General features: G+C 45.1%; 20 protein-coding genes and 1 tRNA gene. 19 read left to right on the top strand and 2 right to left on the bottom strand.

Annotated features, from left to right (window positions below):
- Position 1 precedes the first annotated feature (1 nt).
- On the bottom strand, positions 2-676 hold the full coding sequence (gene dprA / locus AOC21_RS10060) for a DNA-processing protein DprA (protein ID WP_215391832.1): 675 nt from the start codon (positions 674-676) through the stop codon (positions 2-4).
- A 71-nt stretch (positions 677-747) separates the two neighbouring features.
- On the opposite strand from dprA, the gene def reads away from it, so the two are divergent.
- The 19 genes from def (at position 748) to AOC21_RS09965 (ending at position 18,103) form a co-directional block, all read left to right on the top strand.
- The gene (def, locus tag AOC21_RS10055; RefSeq protein ID WP_215391831.1) at positions 748-1,263 is read left to right on the top strand and encodes a peptide deformylase; all 516 of its coding nucleotides are present in this window, start codon (positions 748-750) and stop codon (positions 1,261-1,263) included.
- Positions 1,264-1,271: 8 nt separating this feature from the next.
- Positions 1,272-2,270 carry a methionyl-tRNA formyltransferase gene (gene fmt, locus AOC21_RS10050; RefSeq protein ID WP_215391830.1) on the top strand — a complete coding sequence of 333 codons (999 nt, stop codon included), beginning with the start codon at positions 1,272-1,274 and terminating at the stop codon, positions 2,268-2,270.
- Positions 2,271-2,272: 2 nt separating this feature from the next.
- On the top strand, positions 2,273-3,139 hold the full coding sequence (gene htpX / locus AOC21_RS10045) for a zinc metalloprotease HtpX (RefSeq protein ID WP_215391829.1): 867 nt from the start codon (positions 2,273-2,275) through the stop codon (positions 3,137-3,139).
- Position 3,140: 1 nt separating this feature from the next.
- Positions 3,141-4,457, top strand: a complete 1,317-nt coding sequence (gene rsmB / locus AOC21_RS10040) for a 16S rRNA (cytosine(967)-C(5))-methyltransferase RsmB (RefSeq protein ID WP_215391828.1) — start codon at positions 3,141-3,143, stop codon at positions 4,455-4,457.
- A complete protein-coding gene (locus tag AOC21_RS10035) occupies positions 4,454-5,035 on the top strand; it encodes a DUF4390 domain-containing protein (RefSeq protein ID WP_251371509.1) in 582 nt (193 codons plus the stop codon). Before rsmB ends, AOC21_RS10035 begins: the two co-directional genes overlap by 4 nt.
- Positions 5,036-5,040: 5 nt before the next feature.
- Entirely contained in the window at positions 5,041-7,338 is a 2,298-nt protein-coding gene (locus AOC21_RS10030; protein WP_251371508.1) for an ATP-binding protein, read from the top strand.
- Positions 7,339-7,340: 2 nt separating this feature from the next.
- On the top strand, positions 7,341-8,024 hold the full coding sequence (locus AOC21_RS10025) for a response regulator (protein ID WP_215391826.1): 684 nt from the start codon (positions 7,341-7,343) through the stop codon (positions 8,022-8,024).
- 87 nt (positions 8,025-8,111) lie between these two features.
- Positions 8,112-9,071, top strand: a complete 960-nt coding sequence (locus AOC21_RS10020) for a tripartite tricarboxylate transporter substrate binding protein (RefSeq protein WP_215391825.1) — start codon at positions 8,112-8,114, stop codon at positions 9,069-9,071.
- Between the two features lie 112 nt (positions 9,072-9,183).
- Positions 9,184-9,259: transfer RNA gene (locus tag AOC21_RS10015), tRNA-Phe, on the top strand.
- Positions 9,260-9,450: 191 nt separating this feature from the next.
- Positions 9,451-9,831 (top strand): hypothetical protein, encoded by a 381-nt coding sequence (locus tag AOC21_RS10010; RefSeq protein WP_215391824.1) that lies wholly within the window; start codon positions 9,451-9,453, stop codon positions 9,829-9,831.
- Between the two features lie 531 nt (positions 9,832-10,362).
- A complete protein-coding gene (locus tag AOC21_RS10005; RefSeq protein WP_215391823.1) occupies positions 10,363-11,328 on the top strand; it encodes a tripartite tricarboxylate transporter substrate binding protein in 966 nt (321 codons plus the stop codon).
- A 136-nt stretch (positions 11,329-11,464) separates the two neighbouring features.
- Entirely contained in the window at positions 11,465-12,922 is a 1,458-nt protein-coding gene (locus AOC21_RS10000) for an alkaline phosphatase (RefSeq protein ID WP_215391822.1), read from the top strand.
- A 143-nt stretch (positions 12,923-13,065) separates the two neighbouring features.
- On the top strand, positions 13,066-13,455 hold the full coding sequence (locus AOC21_RS09995) for a tautomerase family protein (RefSeq protein ID WP_215391821.1): 390 nt from the start codon (positions 13,066-13,068) through the stop codon (positions 13,453-13,455).
- Positions 13,439-14,131, top strand: a complete 693-nt coding sequence (locus tag AOC21_RS09990; RefSeq protein WP_215391820.1) for a DUF2461 domain-containing protein — start codon at positions 13,439-13,441, stop codon at positions 14,129-14,131. The genes AOC21_RS09995 and AOC21_RS09990 overlap by 17 nt, the downstream gene beginning before the upstream one ends.
- A 143-nt stretch (positions 14,132-14,274) precedes the next feature.
- A complete protein-coding gene (locus AOC21_RS09985; protein ID WP_215391819.1) occupies positions 14,275-15,234 on the top strand; it encodes a tripartite tricarboxylate transporter substrate binding protein in 960 nt (319 codons plus the stop codon).
- A gap of 27 nt (positions 15,235-15,261) precedes the next feature.
- Complete coding sequence (locus tag AOC21_RS09980; protein WP_215391818.1) at positions 15,262-15,927, top strand: RraA family protein; 666 nt, start codon at positions 15,262-15,264, stop codon at positions 15,925-15,927.
- A gap of 314 nt (positions 15,928-16,241) precedes the next feature.
- Positions 16,242-16,925 (top strand): haloacid dehalogenase type II, encoded by a 684-nt coding sequence (locus AOC21_RS09975; protein WP_215391817.1) that lies wholly within the window; start codon positions 16,242-16,244, stop codon positions 16,923-16,925.
- Between the two features lie 10 nt (positions 16,926-16,935).
- On the top strand, positions 16,936-17,334 hold the full coding sequence (locus tag AOC21_RS09970) for an MAPEG family protein (protein ID WP_215391816.1): 399 nt from the start codon (positions 16,936-16,938) through the stop codon (positions 17,332-17,334).
- Positions 17,335-17,368: 34 nt separating this feature from the next.
- On the top strand, positions 17,369-18,103 hold the full coding sequence (locus AOC21_RS09965) for a sulfite exporter TauE/SafE family protein (protein WP_215391815.1): 735 nt from the start codon (positions 17,369-17,371) through the stop codon (positions 18,101-18,103).
- Positions 18,104-18,130: 27 nt separating this feature from the next.
- On the opposite strand, the gene AOC21_RS09960 is transcribed toward AOC21_RS09965, so the two are convergent.
- On the bottom strand, positions 18,131-18,904 hold the full coding sequence (locus AOC21_RS09960; RefSeq protein WP_215391814.1) for a MipA/OmpV family protein: 774 nt from the start codon (positions 18,902-18,904) through the stop codon (positions 18,131-18,133).
- Positions 18,905-18,907: the final 3 nt, after the last annotated feature.

The following is an 18,907-nucleotide window of genomic DNA, read 5'->3' as shown; positions in this document are numbered from 1 at the left end:
GTTAAAAATGCAGCTCCTCAAGGACATCATCGGGCTTAAAAGCCAGCTTTGCCCCTTGTTGGATCAATCGGTGGCAGCCAGCAGAATTGGCACTATGAATGGAGCCCGGAAGAGCAAAGACCTCTCTTCCAAGGTCTGCGGCTAAGCGAGCCGTAATCAGTGAGCCTGACCTTTCGGCCGCCTCTATCACCACTACGCCAAGTGCTAGGGCCGCAATAATCCGATTTCGCCTTGGAAAATGGCGCGCTTGGGGCCCTACCCCTAAAGGGAGCTCGGATACCAATAGGCCTTGCCGACTAATCGCCTGGGATAGGGGGATATTTTGGCGAGGGTAGACAAGGTCTATGCCCGTACCTAATACCGCCGCAGTTCGGTGCCTAGGCCCCAGCTTAATCGTTGCCTGGTGGGCGGCACTGTCGACCCCCTTTGCTAGGCCAGAAAGGATCAGAGCGCCTGCGTTTGATAATGCTTGAGCAAAGAGGGCTGCGTTCTTTAGGCCCTCCAGGCTAGCGCTTCTAGAGCCCACGATGGCGATCATCGGCATTTTCAGAAGGCTGATATCACCATCTATATAGAGTGACTCAGGGGGGTCATATAGATCATAGAGTCGAGGTGGGTAAAGGGGGCTGCCGTGATCGATTCGAGTAAAGGGGTTTAACGCGCGCGATATTTGCATAATCCAATTTTGTTCTTTAGGGGAATTGCAACAATCAGGACAGACTGATAGCTCTGTTGGATAATTCTTATATGGCTTTATTAACCGTCCTTTGCTACCCAGACCCACGCTTGCACAAGGTTGCTAAACCTGTGGCGCAGGTCGATGCCCGTATTAAAAAAATTGTTGCCGACATGGCGGACACAATGTATGAAGCACCCGGCGTTGGCCTAGCGGCAACACAGGTGGATGTTCATGAGCGCATTGTGGTGATTGATGTATCTGATGAACAAAACGAATTGATGGTTTTTATTAACCCAGAAATTATTTGGGCAAGCTCTGAAACCAAATCTTGGCGCGAGGGTTGTTTATCTGTTCCAGAGTTTTATGACGAGGTTGAAAGACCCGCACAGATTCGTGTGAAGGCCTTAGATATCGATGGCAAAGAATTTGAGATTGATGCTGATGGCTTGTTGGCAGTGTGCTTGCAACATGAGTTAGATCATTTGCAAGGAAAAGTGTTTGTTGAGTATTTATCTATTCTCAAGCGAACTCGTATCTCACAAAAAATGAAGAAGCGCGCTAAAGAATTAGTAGGTCAGCGCTAAGCGCACCAATGAAAATCGTCTTTGCTGGAACCCCTGAGTTTGCTGCGCAAGCGATGCGCGCAATCTATGACGCTGGACATGAAATCGTTTTAGCTTTAACCCAGCCCGATCGTCGCGCCGGCAGGGGAATGCACCTGCAAGCTAGCCCTGTTAAAGAGTTCGCCTTAAAACACAATATTCCGGTGCTTCAGCCCGAGACATTGAGACGCAACAGTATTGACCCACAAAAACAAGCCCAGGCACAGGCGGCTTACGAGCTTTTATCCTCTATCCAGTTTGATGCCATGGTAGTGGTTGCTTATGGGTTGATCTTGCCCCAAGAAATTTTAGATATTAGCGAGAGAACGGATAGACACGGCAGCTTCAATATTCATGCCTCATTGTTGCCTCGTTGGCGAGGTGCAGCACCGATCCAGCGAGCGATTGAAGCGGGTGATGCCAAGACGGGTGTTTGCATTATGCAAATGGATGCGGGCTTAGATACTGGAGACACCCTTTTAGTTGCTGATCTTGATATGACTAGCGATGAGACTAGTACGAGTTTGCATGATCGATTGGCGCAGCTTGGCGCAAAATCAATTGTTGATGTTTTAAATGACTTGCAACAAGGGAAATCTTTGGCTCGGGCGCCACAAGTAAACACAGGCATTACTTACGCTGAAAAAATACTGAAGACCGAAGCAGAAATTGACTGGTCATTAAGCGCTCAAGAAATTGATCGACGCATTCGTGCCTTTAACCCGTTTCCGGGGGCAGCTAGCCATCTCGATGGGCAGGCAATCAAGCTTTGGAACTCAAGGCCAGCAGCTGTGCAAGCTACTAGTTCTGTTGGCAACCCAGGCGACATCCTTGGTTTTAGTGCTAGCGGCGCATATATTCAGTGTGGCGAAGGGGTTCTTGAGGTTTTGGAAATGCAAAAACCTGGTGGTAAAAAAATAGATGCCAAAGCATGTCTGCATTCGATAGGCGTTGGTGAAAAATTGTTGCGCTTTCAAGCAAAGGAGTAGGAATGTTTAATTTTGCAAAGACTGCTGTTTTGATGGCAGCAATTACTGCCCTCTTTATTGTTGTTGGCGGCATGCTAGGCGGCGAGCAAGGCATGTTGATGGCCTTGCTGATGGCAGTTGGTATGAACTTTTTCAGCTATTGGTTTTCTGACACCATGGTGTTGAAAATGACTAATGCGCAGCAAGTTGACGAGAGATCTGCGCCCCAGTTTTACGGCGTAGTGAAAGAGTTGGCAGATAAAGCTGGCTTGCCAATGCCCAAGGTATTTTTGATTAACGAGGATGCACCCAATGCTTTTGCAACTGGGCGAAACCCAGAGAATGCTTCTGTTGCTGCAACAACTGGCATTCTAAAAATTCTCTCCAATCGTGAATTGCGTGGCGTGATGGCCCATGAGCTTGCTCATGTTCGTCATCGGGATATTTTGATTTCGACTGTTGCCGCCACCATGGCCGGAGCTATTTCGGCATTGGCAAACTTCGCTATGTTCTTTGGTGGGCGGGATTCTGAAGGCAGGCCCAATAATCCAATTGCCAGCTTAATGGTTGCAATCTTGGCCCCCATTGCAGCAAGCTTGATTCAGATGAGTATCTCTCGCGCAAGAGAATACGAGGCCGATCGTGGCGGCGCAGAAATTAGTTCTGATCCAGAAGCGCTTGCGCATGCATTGGAAAAAATTCATAACTACGCTCAAGGCATTCCGTTCCAAGCGGTTGAACAGCATCCTGAAACAGCGCAGATGATGATTCTTAACCCTTTGAGTGCTGGCGGTCTTGCACAGCTTTTTTCAACCCACCCGCCTACTGAAGAGCGGGTGGCACGCTTAATGAGTATGGCTAAAAACGGGACATATCCCGGAGTAAATTAATTTGACTGATCAAAAAACACCACGCAGCCTCCCGCTTTCTGAAGCAATTACGATTGCTGCACAAGCAATTAGCGAGGTCATGGATGGGAGATCACTCACAGAAGTTTTAGATCAACTAGAGCCTCATGAACGCCCAATTGTGCAGAGCCTTAGTTTTGATGCTCTACGTAAATGGGTGCGTTCTCATGAATTGATAAAGCAATTTATTCCAAAGACTCCGCCTCCTGAGGTTGATCATTTGTTAAGCGTTGCAATTGCCTTGTTTTTGCAAGAGACAAGCGAGAGCAAGGGTTATCCAGCGCACACGATTGTTGATCAGTCGGTAAAGGCTTGCGGTGAATATGACCCAACCATGTATGCCAAGGGTTTGGTGAATGCAGTCCTGCGTAAGGTAAGCCTCCTAGTTCAGCCACCAGAAGGTGAGAAACGCTTTCCACCTGATCCAATTCCAATGTATGTGCCCGCTTGGTGGCGAGCAAATTTGAAGCGCAATTACTCGAAGGCGTGGCAATCTATTTTGTTTCAGCAGGCCAAGCGTGCTCCGTTGATTCTGCGCGTAAACCAAAAGCAATATACGCGCGAGCAATATCAAGCTTTATTGTCTGAGGCTGGAATTTCATCTAAACCAATAGAGGCATTGGCAGGCATTCAATTGCCTTCTGCCCTTTTACTTCCAGAGGCGGTGCCGGTATCTGATCTGCCTGGTTTTTACAGTGGCGCCGTATCTGTGCAAGATGCGGGTGCACAGCTGGCAGCGGTTTTGTTAAATCCTCAGGAGGGCGAGTTAGTGCTCGATGCTTGTGCTGCTCCCGGTGGAAAAACAGCGCACCTATTAGAGCTGGCGGATTGTTCAATGCGGGCTTTGGAATTAGATGGTGAGCGAATAGGCAAAATTGGGGGCAACCTAGATCGTCTTCGCTTGCATTCTGACAAGGTTCGAGTGTTGCGTGGCGATGCCTCAAAAGCTGCATGGTGGGATGGCGTTCTGTTTGACAAGATTCTGCTCGATGCACCTTGTTCGGCTTCGGGAATCGTGTCTCGTCATCCTGACATCCCATTTCTCAGGCGAGAGGCGGATATCAAAGCCCTTCAGGAAAGACAGCGTTCGATTTTGAACCAAGCGTGGAAGATGCTCAAAGCAGGAGGTACGCTTTTGTACGTTACCTGCTCAATATTCCCCGAGGAGGGCGATGGGCAGGCAATTTGGTTTGCTGATCAACACCCCGATGCGTTACGATTAGACGCTCCAGGCCAGATTTTGCCTGGCGAACTAAATGACGGTTTTTACTATGCTTTGTTTAAGAAAAATGGGCCATGAGCCGAAGAATTAAACAATTCCTTTTTTTGTCCTTGATGGTTTTGGGAGTGCTCTCCACTACCGTTAGCGCAGAAGGTATCAAGATCAAATCCTTTGAGTTGGAGAAGGTGGATAACGACTGGCTTCTGAACGCTACCTTCCAGATTGAATTATCTCCAGGATTAGAAGACGCAGTACAAAGAGGTGTGGTCTTATATTTTCAAACTGATTTCGACTTAATTCGATCTCGTTGGTATTGGTTTGATGAAAAATCCGCGCTGGTACAAAGGCAAACACGTTTGTCTTATCAGCCGCTGACACAGCAGTATCGAATAGCTTCAGAAGGCTTTACCTTTTCCGCTAAAACTATTGCTGAGGCATTGCAGGCAGTTGGCAGTGTCGGTGGATGGCGTGTGATAGATGGCTCTCAACTAGACTCTAGCAAATCTTATACAGCAAGCATGCGTATGACCTTGGACCTTAGTAAGCTGCCCAAGCCATTTCAAGTAAACGCCTTGAATAACCGTGATTGGAATGTTTCCAGTGACTGGTATCGCTTTCCATTTACCTCAAATGGCCCCAACCTAATTAAGCGATGAGATCTATGGCAACTCTGCTGAGCTCAGACTTTTTTGCATCAAAAGCTTGGGGCAAAAAAGTAGTACCAATTACGATCGGCTTAATCGGCGCGTTCGCTTTACTGCTTTTGGTCCTGCTGGCAATTGCCTCATCCAACACAGAATTTTTTGATAACTACTTTATTTGGCTATACGCGGCCAATGTGGTGATTGGAATTTGCTTAACTTTAGTCATTCTGATTTTGGTGGCCGTTATTGCTGTCCGATGGTATCGAGGACACTTTGGTACCCGTTTGATTGCAAAGCTAGCAATGATTTTTGCTTTGGTTGGAATTGTTCCGGGCTTAATTTTGTATGGTGTTTCACTGCAGTTTGTGTCGCGCAGCATTGAGACATGGTTTGACGTCAAAGTAGAGACGGCGTTGAATTCTGGCCTAGAGCTGGGGCGCGTTACTTTGCGGGTGGCCCAAGAAGAAATTTTGGGCGAGGGAAACTTCATTGCCGAACAGATTGTGCAAATTCCTTCGGGCACGACGTCTGAGCAGGTTGCCGCCAATGTTATGAAAATTCGCAATCAATTTGGCATTCAGGAGGTCAGCCTCTTTAATATGCAGCGTAATTTGATCTTAACTAGCGAGGTAAAGCCAAAAAAATACTTCCCTGCGCCGAGCGCTGATGTCATTGCAGAAGCATTTAAGAAGAAAGGGCTTACCTTTCTGGATCAAATTGAGATGGATGGTGGACAGCGCGGCTATCGAATTAGAGCCATTGTCCCGATTATTCGGAAAAAGCCCATCAATAGCAAATTAGATTCTGGCAAAGATGTAGAAGATAAATATTTCTTGCAGTTGGTGCGCTATATCCCAACCCCATTGGCTAAGAATATCTTTGCAGTGGAATCTGCTTATAGCGAATATCAAGAGAAGGCCTTGGGGCGCACTGGTCTTCGTAAGATGTTTGTGGGTACATTAACGCTCACCCTATTCTTTGCAGTATTTGTGGCAATTACTTTGGCTCTGATGTTGGGCAGGCAGCTTGCCCGCCCTCTTTTAATGCTTCTAAGGGGCACACAAGCAGTTGCCCAGGGAGACTTGTCGCCCAAGCCTGAGCTCGACACTGGTGATGAGCTAGGCATGCTGACGCGGCAATTTAATGTCATGACCAGGCAGTTGGCTGACACCCGCACTTCTTTACAAGAGTCCAAAGCGTTCTTAGAGCGTGTATTAGGAAACCTTACTGCAGGCGTATGTATTTTTGATAAAAATTACAACGTTGTTTCCAGCAATGCGGGTGCAGACAGAATCTTTAAACAAGACCTTACTCAGCTTGATGGCAAGCCCCTGAGCAGTAATCCTGCTTTGCAGGAATTCGAGGGGGCCATTAGAGAGGGCTTTGCAACTATGAAGCTTGCGGTGCTTGATGAGGGTGGAGTTGAAAAACCTGCGCAAAATAACGCGCCGGTGTGGCAAAAACAAATTCAATTACATAGCACGAATGAATTTGAGAATGAATTGGGCGTAACTTTATTTGTGCGCGGTACTCAGCTTACTGGTGACCTGCGTATGGTTGTTTTTGATGATATTACTGACGTAGTGAGCGCACAAAGATCGATTGCATGGAGTGAGGTTGCGAGACGCCTTGCCCATGAAATTAAGAACCCCTTAACGCCAATTCAGCTCTCGGCGGAAAGATTGCAACATAAGCTTGCTGGCAAGTTGAGCCCCGAACAAGAAGAGATGATGAATCGCAGCACTGAAACCATTATTGGCCAGGTGCAGGCCATGAAAGAAATGGTGAATGATTTTAGGGATTTTGCTAAGACGCCGACACCGCAATTAAAGTCAGTGTCGATTAATACGCTTACCTCTGAAATTTTGGGTCTTTATGAGGGAAGCCCGCTAAAAACGAAGCTGGATCCAGGTTGCCCAGCAATCATGGGCGACCCTACGCAGTTAAGGCAAGTTATTCATAACTTGTTACAAAATGCTCAGGATGCCACCCTTGAGGGCCCTAATCCTGCAAGTCCAGTAGAGGTAAAAACAGAGTTAGTGCCTTATGGTGAGCACAATGGAGTAGTTCAAAACGCAGTTCGATTAACAATAAGTGATTGCGGAGTTGGATTTCCAGCTAAGATATTGGCAAGAGCCTTTGAGCCGTATGTAACAACAAAGAGCAAGGGCACGGGATTGGGTTTGGCGGTCGTGAAGAAAATAATTGACGATCACGCTGCAAAGATTGAAATCCGAAACCGTATGCAGGGTGAAGAAGTGGTTGGTGCGCAAGTATCAATATTGTTTATGAATCTAGCAAAAGAGGCAGCCTAAGCATGGCTAGTATTTTGGTTGTTGATGACGAGATGGGAATTCGTGAGCTTCTCAATGAGATTCTGACGGATGAAGGCCATACCGTATACGCTGCAGAGAGCGCAATTCAGGCGCGCACTATTCGTGAACAAATGCGACCCGATCTAGTCTTGCTAGATATTTGGATGCCCGATACCGATGGCATTACGTTATTAAAAGAATGGTCTAACACCGGCCAGCTCACAATGCCGGTAGTCATGATGTCTGGTCATGCAACGATTGATACTGCTGTTGAGGCAACCCGTATTGGCGCTCTTAACTTTTTAGAAAAGCCGATTGCTTTGCAAAAGCTTCTCAAGACAGTTAGTAAGGCCCTTGAAAGCTCGCCTAAATATGTCGAGCCAGAGCAAGAACGTGCCGTTCAGTCCAGCATAAGCTCAGCAACAACACCAAAGCAAGTCGTTGCCGAATCAGCCCCCGCTCCCGCTGAGGGCGAATACATCAGTGGTATTGCAAAAACATATTTTGATCTGCCATTAAGAGAAGCAAGAGATCTTTTTGAGAAAGCATACTTCGAGCACCAAATGCAGATCATGGGCGGTAGCATGACAAAAATTTCAGAGTACACCGGTTTAGAGCGCACACACTTGTATCGCAAACTTAAAGCATTGGGGATTGATACCTCTCGCAATAAAGGCGAAAGCTAAGCGACTATTTTTTAATGGCGCGTATCTCACAAAACTAAATCTAGCCAATAAGTATGGGGCAGTTAGTACAAACTAGAAGGGCTTAATGTGTTTAAATTTTTTGTAGCTTTATCCGTCTTGGCGGTTTCGCAAATGACATTTGCGGCCTACCCAGATCGCTCGATTCGCTTGATCGTTCCATTTGCAACCGGCGGCACCTCTGAGATCGTTGCCAGGTCTGTGGCCAATAGCCTTAGTACTAGCTTAGGGCAATCTGTTTATGTTGAAAACAAACCAGGTGGTGCAGGCAATATCGCAATGGAAGAGGCTAAGAGAGCCAATCCAGACGGCTACACCTTAATGCTTGGTCACGTTGGAACGCTGGCAGTTAATCCAGCCCTATTCGGTAAAAAACTACCTTACGACCCTAATAAAGATTTTGCTCCCGTCACGCTAGTAGCAAAAGTGCCTAATGTGATTGCTGTAAGTGAAAAGAGCCCGTATAAGACGCTTGCTGATTTAGTGATCGATGCCAAAAAGAATCCTGGAAAAATTAATTATGGTTCGGCCGGCAATGGAAGCGCCGGACATTTGGCGATGGAATATTTTTCTGCCGAAGCTGGAATTGATTTAGTTCATGTGCCATATAAAGGATCTGGCCCCATGTTGACCGATTTGATTGGCGGACAAATTCAAGCTACGTTTAATGGGCTGCCATCATTGATTGGGCAAATTAAGGGCGGCACTTTGAATCCGTTGGCTGTTGGTTCTGCGGAGCGTTCAAAAGTCTTGCCTAAAGTTCCAACATTGTCAGAGTCTGGCTATAAAGGTTTTGAAACCTCGCAGTGGTATGGAATTATTGTTCCAGCAGGAACACCACAAGCAATTATCGACAAGCTTCAAAAAGAAATTGCCAAAGGCTTAAAGTCCAAGGAAGACTCGAAGAGGATGCTTGAGGATGGCGCAGTATTGGTCGGAGATACGCCAACTCAATTTGGAGCCTTTATTAGATCAGAGCAAGTTCGCTGGGCCAAGGTGGTAGAAAAAGCAAAGATCACTGTTGATTGATTTCATGGCCCATAGCGCCACAAGCCAGAAATCAGATGGTTTCTAGCGGAGAACATGCGGTTTTTGGTAATTAGAGGGCCAAGGTGCGGTTTCATTTATAATTCCAAGTCTTGGCCTGGTAGCTCAGTCGGTAGAGCAGAGGATTGAAAATCCTTGTGTCGGTGGTTCGATTCCGCCCCGGGCCACCAAGAATCTCAATAGCCCACTTGTTGGGCTATTTTCTTTTAAGGCTTTGCAGAGGTGGGCGCCATGAGTCTTCAATATCCTCAGCATGAAGCGTCCTTTAAAGAGACGCCCCCATGTCGGTCAATATCGTATTAAATGACTAAAAGTTGATAAAAGTATTTAGAATCATCCGCATACTCGCAAACAAAAAGTCATGAATCTTAAAAAGCTTGCTGTCCTACCTCTCCTCTTATTTGCCACCTTTTGTTGTGCCGATGAGTATGCTGGCCTCGCAGAATATGATGGAGGCAAAGAGGTTGGCCTTATCTACACTTTTGATGCTTCAGATAAAGCCAATTTAAAAGGTTCCGTTCAGTTTATAAAGACTAAAAGTGTGCCCTGCCTGCATTTAAGATCTATTGACGGGTCATATATTGAGGGGGATAAGATCTACCTAACCAGCACGGTAAGTCCTGAGCTTCAGTCAATTGGATGTGGGCCCTTTAACTTAATAGGCAAAATTGATGACAATAAGATTGTGGGCTCCTTTCATCTTCATGGCGAGAAGTACCCGGTAACACTCACGAGACAATAGGCGGTAGTTTTCATTCGATGCCCATTCGCCAAGAGCGGCCGAGGATGTGTGGGGAATGGAGATTTGACGATTGCTAGCTGCAAGTTGGAAAGCAGAAAAACTTCTCACTTATCGTTTCCTCTAATGTCTGCTTGACCATCCCTTAATGCACTTTAAAGGTTTTATTTCACAAGAAATGTTCTGCAGCACACATAGTGTTTTATCAGTTGGGCCTGAGAGTGGAGTGGCATATTGAGGTTCGTTCAGCCGGCGGCTTGATACCCCTTGCTACCATGAAACACCAAAACTACCTTCGGACGGTTTTTCTTTCCTGTGCTTTAGTAATGAAGCAACTCTAACGGGTAGGCATAAGGCTCTAAATAGCCTCATAGCACCGCATATGATATTGTTGGTCGAAGCGATGCATATTTTGGGGTGATAGACGCAAAATTAGCGCAATTCAGTATCTTGTTGAAGTGAAAAAATCTTTAATAAAGTTTCATGTGCATTAAATTGACGTGAAATTTACCAATGTTTTATTTGGAAGAAATTATGAGCAATCGAAATTACTTGCGTCAGCTGGCACTCGGTTTTTTCTTAATATTTACAGCGCTGAATTTATCGGCTTCGGTTTTTCCTTCCAAGCCCATAAAAATCATCGTGCCTTTTTCGCCTGGCGGTGGCTCAGATGTTATTACAAGGTTGTTAGCAGAGAAGATGGCGGGAGATTTGGGAGTTTCCGTGCTTGTGGAAAATAAGCCTGGAGCCTCAAGCATTATCGGTACGGATGTAATGGCTAAGTCTGCGCCAGATGGTTATACGATTCTGATGACCAATCGTGCAATTACAGTTAATCCTTGGCTATTCAAGCTTCCTTACGATACGGCAAAACTAACCCCGGTAATGCAATTAGTAGGCTCCCCGCTGCTTTTAGTGTCAAGTACTAAAGCCCCGTTCAAAAATTTAAATGAACTGATTACGTATGCAAAGGCTTATCCGGGCAAGGTCAGCATTGGGAATTCAGGGGTCGGTCAATTGCCACATTTAGCCGCTGTTTTATTTGAGAAATCCAGTGGCGTAGAGTTAACAATGGTCAATTACAAGGGTAGCGGAAGCTCCACTACGGATTTAATTGGCGGCCAGATCGACCTTTCATTTGGCACTGTCCCATCTTTCATGCAGCAAATTAAGAATAAAACTCTTATACCTCTGGGCGTTTCTAGCACCACGCGAAATCCGGCCTTGCCATCCGTGCCGAGCATTAGTGAGGTACTGCCAGGATATGATTTGATAAGCTGGTTTGGATTCTTTGCTCCACCAAGCACACCAAAACCTATTGTTGATAAGCTTTATCAATCAATTAGTAGAGCTTTAGCAAGTCCCGATTTAAAAGCAAGACTGAATGACGAGGGCCTAGATGTGACAGCGTTAGATCCCGAGAAATTTAAGAAAGTATTTGCAGCAGACCTTATTTTTTGGCAAAAATTCATCAAAGACAACAATATAAAGATTGAATAAAGCCCTACCAGTAGAACTCCTAACTTAAGGGTAAAAAACGGCGTCACCAGTTGGGGCTGATTTCCCCGCGCCACTAAGAAACACCAAAACCACCTTCGGGTGGTTTTTCATTTAAGGCCGGGCGTATAGTTGCGTTATGAATAAATTAAGAACGCTTACTTACGCCTGTTTTGTTATATGTGGAATTGCCATTTCCAATTTCGCGCTTGCCCAACACAGCCATGGAAATGGGGCGGCACCCGCCAATTCAACCCCCAAAAATATCATTATTTTGTTTGCGGATGGCACTACCAGTAGTCAATACGAGTTTGGTCGTTATTCCAGCGCGCTACTGCGACAACAATCATTTGCCGTAACCGATGTCGTAATGGCAAGGGGGCAGTATCAGTTGATGAAAACAGAATCGGCAAATTACTTTGTAACCGATTCGGCCGCTGCCGCCTCTGCTATGTCTACTGGCTATAAAGTAAATAATGGTGCCATATCAATCACCCCAAACGGCAATACGCCCCCTACAATTATGAGGGTAGCCAAAGACAGGGGCAAGAGAATTGGACTACTCAGCACTGCGCCAATCTATGATGCCAGCCCTGCAGCTTTTAGTGTTCATGCCAAATCTAGACGCGATAATGAATTGATCGTGAATCAGTACCTAGAGCTGGCTCCAGAGGTCTTAATGGGTGGAGGCTCAAACTATTTCCTACCAAACGCACTTGCTGGTGGCAAACGTCAAGACGGCAAGAACATCATTGAAGCCTTTCAAGCAAAAGGTTATCAATACATCAATACACCAGAGCAACTAAATCAAATCAAGTCATCTAAGCTTTTAGGCCTATTTGCCGAAGAAGATTTGGATTATGAAATTGATCGCAATCCCCAAGAGACGCCAACTTTATCGCAGATGATGACAGGGGCACTCCAAGTTCTTAATCAGGATTCTAAGAAAGCTAAAAACAAAGGATTTGTATTGTTTGTTGAGAATGAAAATACAGATTCTGCAGGCCACCAAAATGATGTCGCCGCTTTAATGCGGGACCTTTGGGCTTTTGACGATGCAGTAAAAGTTGCGCTAGAGTTTCAAAAGCAAAACCCAGATACCCTGGTAATCGTTACTGGAGATCATGAGACGGGTGGCTTTTCGCCTACTTATGGCCGTAAAAATTTAGGGCCCGCAGGAAGTGCAAACTATTTGAATGTGAAGCTCGAACAGCTTAAGCTAATTGAACGCTACACGATGTCGCTCAATGAGTTCTCACAAAAGCTCAAAGCCAAGGCGATGCAAACAACTAGCAATTCTGACTTGAATGCCTATTTGAATGCTTTGTTACAAGATAATTTTCCTGGCCTTGTTTTGGAGGATGACTTGCGGGAAAAAATTCTGAGCCAAGGGCAGCTGAATCCCAATTCGAATTACTTGCCATCTAACATCCTTGCCTTGGCAATTGCAAGACAAACTGGTTTTTATTGGGGAAGCTCTGGGCATACCCCAGCACCTATTACAGTAGCAGCCATTGGGCCTGGGGCACAACTCTTCAAGGGGTTTGATGACAATACCGCTTTTGCGTTAAAGCTGAGGCGATTAATAGGTCCGTAGCTACCCCTAACGCCCAGCCTTTTGCCTTAGAGTTATTAAGGACCAGTAAAACCACCTTCGGGTGGTTTTAAATTTGGCGCTTACTCAACATGGGTGCAATTAAATGAATATGTATAAGATGGGTCTAAATAGGGGGAATAGCAATGCCATTAGTCAGAATTGATTTAAGCAAAAAATACTCTGAAGACTTTGCTCGACAAGTCGGAGATATTGTTTATAACGTGATGCGAGAGCAAATCAACGTTCCTGAGGATGACAAGTTTCAGATAATTACTAGGCATGATTCAACGGGGCTCAATGTTCCTAAAAGCTATTTAGGGATTGACTATTCGGATGGGCTCATTTTTATCCAGGCAACCATCAGCTTTGGTAGATCTACAGAGCTTAAAAAGAATTTGTATAAAGCAATTTGTGATGGTTTAGTGCAAGGCCTTCAAATTAGGCCGCAAGATATCTTCATCAATTTGCTTGAAGTTAGTAAAGAAAATTGGTCGTTTGGTAACGGCGAGATGCAATATGCCGACAAAGATTAATCATTCTGGGTTTAGTCCGAAAGCCTTCAAATTCTTTGAAGAGTTAACCGGCAATCAAAATAGAGTCTGGTTTGCAGAACACCGTTCTGAGTATGAAGAATTTGTGCGTGAACCCATGAAGTCCTTTACAGAGGCGCTATCTGAAAATCTTGCTAAGGAGCAGATTCCGCTGTGGGGCGATCCCAAAAGATCTCTATTTAGAATTAATAGAGATGCCCGTTTTTCAAAAGCAAAACATCCATATAACATGCATGCCAGCGGTCTATTTACTCGCACCGGCGATAAGCATTCACCGGGCGTCCTGTATTTTCGTTTAGATCCCTTGGGGAGCAGGTGTGCAGCAGGCTATTTACAGCCCGAGACTCATATCCTGAAAAGGCTTAGACAGGGCATTCTAGAAAATCCAAAAGCATGGATTGCTTTAGAAAAAGCATTAAAACGAAAAGGCTATGAGCTAGATTATTCACATACATTAGCGCGCATACCGAGAGGCTTCAATAATGTGCCGCCAGAGGTCGAGAGGGCAATGAAGCTGAAGGGTTGGATTATCAGAAGGCCGCTAACCCGATCTACGGTTTGTTCAAAAGAGTTAATTAAGGAGATCACGGGCTTTGCTAAAGATATGCTTCCCCTGCTTAGCTTTGGTTGGCATGCCTTAGAAAATTTCCCCGATTAATCAATACGCTGATGAAATTCGTAATTTGATATATGCTGTATTCACATTCCGAAAGTTGATACAAAACAATACAACTAAGAATGGTAGTGGGTAGCAAGATTTCCTTTAACAGGAATTTATAAATTATAAAAATGAGACAAAAAATGAAATTAAATAAGCTTTTGCTGATTGGGCTGGCTGTAATTTCAATGCATGTATCGGCAGCATATCCGGATAAGCCAATTACTTTGGTTGTACCCGTTCCTCCCGGAGGAATCCTAGATGCAGTTGCCAGAATGATCGTGCCTGAGATGAGCAAAATTTTAGGGCAACCCATTGTTGTGGAAAATAAAGCTGGCGCCGGTGGAAATATCGCCGCTACTGCAGTTGCTAAATCACCCGCAGATGGCTACACATTACTTTTGGGATATTCCATGTTCCATGTGGGCAATCCCTCCATGTATGCAAATCTTGCATGGGATCCCATTAGAGACTTTTCACCAGTAAGCATGCTAGTAGTCTCCCCGCATGTCTTAGCGGTGAATCCTTCGGTGCCAGTAAATACTTTGCAAGAGCTAGTGGCATACGCTAAGGCTAATCCGACAAAATTAAATTACGCAACCTCAGGTAATGGCTCTGTTCCTCATATCGGCATGGAGCTCTTTAAACAACAAAACCATTTGAGCATCACTCATGTTCCCTATCGTGGAGCTGGCCCAGCTATGTTGGATGTCATTGCTGGGAACGTGCAGATGACGGTTGCTACCCCGCCTTCTTTGATGCAATTTGTTCAGCAGGGAAAGATGAAGGCATTGGCCGTTGCTGCCAAAAAGCGGATTCCGCAAATGCCTGATGTTCCAACCTCTGCAGAGGCCGGCTTCCCAGGTTTTGAATTAGAGGCTTGGATCGGGATATTTGCTCCGAGCGCAACTCCTCCCGACATAGTCTCAGCTCTAAATGATGCGGCTCGAGTGAGCTTGCAAAACCCACAAGTGAAGTCGGCGCTTGAAAAATCAGGCGTTGAATTGCGTTACATGAATTCAGCTCAACTTGATTCTGTGGTGCGCAAGGATATTCAGTACTGGTCGAAGGTCATCAAGACCGCAAATATTACGGTTGATTAAATTTAAAAAAGGTAATCGCTTATGAAGATGGCGAATCAGTTTATTGATAGGGCCAAGAAGCTTGATTGTGCCGCTATTAGTGATGCTCTCGATCGATCAGGAATTCCCGGCCAGTGCTACAAAATTTCAGCCTGCGATCCAAACTTTCGCATGGTTGGCCATGCCTATACAGTGCTATACCGCCCAGCAAATTTTGATGAGGATGGTAATGTTGGCGAGTACATTGATGATGTTCCACCGGGTAGCGTGATCGCGATCGATAATCGTGGGCGAGATGATGTGACTACGTGGGGAAACATCCTCACAGAGATGGCGCACCAAAGGAAAGTGGCGGGAACAGTAATCGATGGCATCAATCGAGATGTCTCTTTATGTCGTCAATTAAATTACCCCATCTTTAGTTCTGGGTATTGGATGAGAACTGGCAAGGGTCGCATCCAGCTGGCCGGTTTGCAGGTTCCCATTCAGATTGGTGGCGTGAATGTGATGCCCGGCGATCTAATTTGTGGCGATCCTGATGGCGTCGTCGTTGTCCCCAGTCAAATGCAGGAGCAAGTTTTGACCTATGCGGAAGAAATTACGGCCAGGGAAAATATTGTCAGGAAAAACATCCGAGAAGGCATGCGAATGGATGAAGCAAGAAAGTTGCAGAACTATCATTTTTTGCAGAGCAAGGACTTTGACAAGAAATAAGCTAGGACTCGATTTCATTCGGAGCTATCAAGAAATACCAAAACCACCTTCGGGTGGTTTTTTCATTTCGATGCTTAGATTGGCTCTCTAGCCCTTGGTCGATTGCGATCCGCACCAGTCAGTTAAACTAAATTCGCTATTTATCTTAGGAGCAAAATAGAAGCGTGAAAAAATTAAATTATTTTGAATCCAGCAGAGGGTTGCTTCAGTCAACCGCCAATCACAATCCGCAGCCCCGTTCCAGTCGCCCAGAAATAGGCCCCAATCTTATTTTATAAGCCAAGCTATGGTGTTACTAAAAAACAGGAAACAAAATGTATAAGCTCATAGCCTTTGATGCCTATGGAACGTTATTTGATGTGTATTCCATGGGCCAGTTGGCAGAAGAACTTTTTCCGGGTCATGGACAAGCTTTTGCTTTGATGTGGCGCGATCGCCAAATTGAATACACTCGCTTGGTAACGATGAGCGATCCGAGTCCTGGAGGAAGTAGGCACTATCTTCCGTTTTGGGAATTAACAATTCGGTCGCTACGTTATGTCTGTAAGAGGATGGCTTTAAATCTCACAGTTGAATCTGAAAAGCGGCTTATGGATCAGTACGCCAAACTTATTGGGTTTGAAGACAGCTTACATGTTCTTAAGACCATTAAAGATAAGGGAATTGCAACGGCGATTTTATCTAATGGTAGTAGAGAGATGTTAGCTACGGTAGTTGAGAGTAATGGCTTAAAGCCTTACTTAGACAAGGTTGTTACTATCGAAGATGTGCGATTATTTAAAACTGCTCCACAAGCTTATGAGCTTTTATTAAAAGCATTTCCCGTGAAAAAGGAAGAGATCCTATTTGTTTCTAGTAATGCCTGGGATGCACTAGCGGCTAAATGGTATGGATTCGATGTATTTTGGGTAAATCGTCTGGGACATCCTTTTGAAGAAATTGGCGAAAAACCAAACTTCGAAGGCGATTCCTTAAGCAAGGTGTTGGAAGTTATCTAAGGAGAAATGCATGCTACTAATTACTTCAATCATCGCAGCAATCCTAACCTTGATCTTTATAAAGCTGTCTTTTGCCGTTATTGGCTTAAGAAGAAAAAATAAGGTTGGCCTGGGTAACGGAGGGCATGATGATTTAGAGAGGGCCATTCGGGCCCAGGGTAACTTTGCTGAATATGTTCCATTTGGTCTTATTTTGATTGCCTGCCTTGAGTTGAATGGCGCGCCTTGGTGGTTAGTTGCCATTCCGGGCCTAACTCTCATCATTGGGCGCTTAATTCATGCCAGAGGAATTAATGAGCCACCGCCTAATTTCAATAAACGTGTATTGGGTATGAAATTTACTTTTGGAACACTTATTAGCTTGGCTGTTTTGAACTTGGCTTGGGCTTTATATGTCCTCGCTCTATAAATTAGTTCTAACCTTAAATGCAAAATGAGCTTGCGTGTCTGATCTAATTCTTCAGGCCTGCGTCCTTGGTGTTTTGGGCTTGGGCGCCGGCGTATTGGGCGGCGTTATTGGTTTTGGTACCACCGTTATCTTGATGCCTGCACTGGTCTATTTTTATGGGCCTATTCAGGCTATTCCTGTCATTGCTTTAGTTGCCACCGTAGCGAATCTCTCTCGTATATTTTTGTGGTGGAGCGTAATTCGCTGGAGGGTTTGTTTTGTCTATAGCCTGACAGCAATGCCATTCACAGTATTGGGCGTAAATACTTTGGTACAGCTTGATGAGCGATTAATTGAAGTTACCTTAGGAATATTTTTAATAGCATTGATCCCTATTCGTCGCTGGATGCGAAAAAAGAATTTTTACTTGAAGCTTTGGCAGATGGCTTTGGTTGGTGCGGTCATTGGGTATTTAACGGGCATTGTTGCCACTACAGGCGCGATTAATACCCCATTCTTTTTGGCTTATGGCTTAACTAAGGGCGCTTTTTTGGGTACAGAGGCAGCCAGTACTTTATCAATCCTGATTACCAAAGGCGTGACATTTCACCAGTTAGGTTTTTTAAATACAATGGCCCTAATTCAAGGACTTCTTATTGGAAGCTGTGTTTTGGTTGGTTCCATCTTCTCCAAAAAAATTGTCTTAGCATTACCCGAGAAGAAATTTTTGTTGCTGATGGAATTGGTAATGTTGATCTCAGGCCTTGCCATTCTGGCAATGTCTTTTTAAGGACACATCAGCATAAATTATTGTTGCCTACTTAAAGCGATACGCTAGAGCCATAAAAATATTATCTTGAAATGAGCGATTCATAACGGGGCTGTTGTTGATGCCGCCACCCATCCATTTGCGCTTGCCATATATATTGATGTACCAGTTATCCACCACTGGAATCTCCACCATTAAGCCTGCTAAAAGATTATTTGTTGCCGGGGCGCTATAGGCTGCATAGCCTGTCAGGCTGGATTCTCCAGAACTGATGCCATAGTAATAATTAGCATATTGACTCGACTGCCGTTCTACACCGATTTGGGGGTAGACCACTATTTTCTTGTAAGTTTCAATTTCGGCGAAGTACAAAAATTCATAGAGGGCGCCTTTGGATTTTCCAAAGTCATGATATGCATTTACAAAAAAGCCGCCGATGGGCGTCTCTTGAAAAGTTCCAAGCCCTAGAGGAATTGGATCGCTACGGTTAATCGAATTGCCATTGATAGAGGACTTTACTTTGTAGGTGTCTAAATTAATTTTGCCGATGACTTCAAAATAACCATAGCCCATCTTGAAGGTCTTAATGCCCACTTCATCTATGCGAGCAAAGAAGCGTTGGTAGTCAAAAAAAGCGTAGGGCAGGACTAAGGATTGAGTGCCTTCAGTGCCAATATGTAAGTTAGACGTATAAACGGCTGCACCAATATCCCCAACGATGCGATCTGGCAGTTGATCTGGGATGTCGCTTGTTGCCTGTGCCGCATAAGGCATCGAAAGCGCAATCAAGAGGGCGATTGCAATGACATAAATAGGTCTCATTGC

The sequence above is a fragment of the Polynucleobacter sp. VK25 genome (assembly GCF_018687355.1).
Classification (GTDB): Bacteria; Pseudomonadota; Gammaproteobacteria; order Burkholderiales; family Burkholderiaceae; genus Polynucleobacter.
The sequence above is the reverse complement of the archived record's forward strand: the minus strand, read 5'-3'. Positions and strand labels throughout refer to the sequence as shown.

Bases quoted from the DNA above. Each gene is read 5' to 3' on its own strand.
- dprA (WP_215391832.1), bottom strand. From the start codon at position 676: ATGCAAATATCGCGCGCGTTAAACCCCTTTACTCGAATCGATCACGGC.
- def (WP_215391831.1), top strand. From the start codon at position 748: ATGGCTTTATTAACCGTCCTTTGCTACCCAGACCCACGCTTGCACAAG.
- fmt (WP_215391830.1), top strand. From the start codon at position 1,272: ATGAAAATCGTCTTTGCTGGAACCCCTGAGTTTGCTGCGCAAGCGATG.
- htpX (WP_215391829.1), top strand. From the start codon at position 2,273: ATGTTTAATTTTGCAAAGACTGCTGTTTTGATGGCAGCAATTACTGCC.
- AOC21_RS10035 (WP_251371509.1), top strand. From the start codon at position 4,454: ATGAGCCGAAGAATTAAACAATTCCTTTTTTTGTCCTTGATGGTTTTG.
- AOC21_RS10030 (WP_251371508.1), top strand. From the start codon at position 5,041: ATGGCAACTCTGCTGAGCTCAGACTTTTTTGCATCAAAAGCTTGGGGC.
- AOC21_RS10025 (WP_215391826.1), top strand. From the start codon at position 7,341: ATGGCTAGTATTTTGGTTGTTGATGACGAGATGGGAATTCGTGAGCTT.
- AOC21_RS10010 (WP_215391824.1), top strand. From the start codon at position 9,451: ATGAATCTTAAAAAGCTTGCTGTCCTACCTCTCCTCTTATTTGCCACC.
- AOC21_RS10005 (WP_215391823.1), top strand. From the start codon at position 10,363: ATGAGCAATCGAAATTACTTGCGTCAGCTGGCACTCGGTTTTTTCTTA.
- AOC21_RS10000 (WP_215391822.1), top strand. From the start codon at position 11,465: ATGAATAAATTAAGAACGCTTACTTACGCCTGTTTTGTTATATGTGGA.
- AOC21_RS09995 (WP_215391821.1), top strand. From the start codon at position 13,066: ATGCCATTAGTCAGAATTGATTTAAGCAAAAAATACTCTGAAGACTTT.
- AOC21_RS09990 (WP_215391820.1), top strand. From the start codon at position 13,439: ATGCCGACAAAGATTAATCATTCTGGGTTTAGTCCGAAAGCCTTCAAA.
- AOC21_RS09985 (WP_215391819.1), top strand. From the start codon at position 14,275: ATGAAATTAAATAAGCTTTTGCTGATTGGGCTGGCTGTAATTTCAATG.
- AOC21_RS09980 (WP_215391818.1), top strand. From the start codon at position 15,262: ATGGCGAATCAGTTTATTGATAGGGCCAAGAAGCTTGATTGTGCCGCT.
- AOC21_RS09975 (WP_215391817.1), top strand. From the start codon at position 16,242: ATGTATAAGCTCATAGCCTTTGATGCCTATGGAACGTTATTTGATGTG.
- AOC21_RS09970 (WP_215391816.1), top strand. From the start codon at position 16,936: ATGCTACTAATTACTTCAATCATCGCAGCAATCCTAACCTTGATCTTT.
- AOC21_RS09960 (WP_215391814.1), bottom strand. From the start codon at position 18,904: ATGAGACCTATTTATGTCATTGCAATCGCCCTCTTGATTGCGCTTTCG.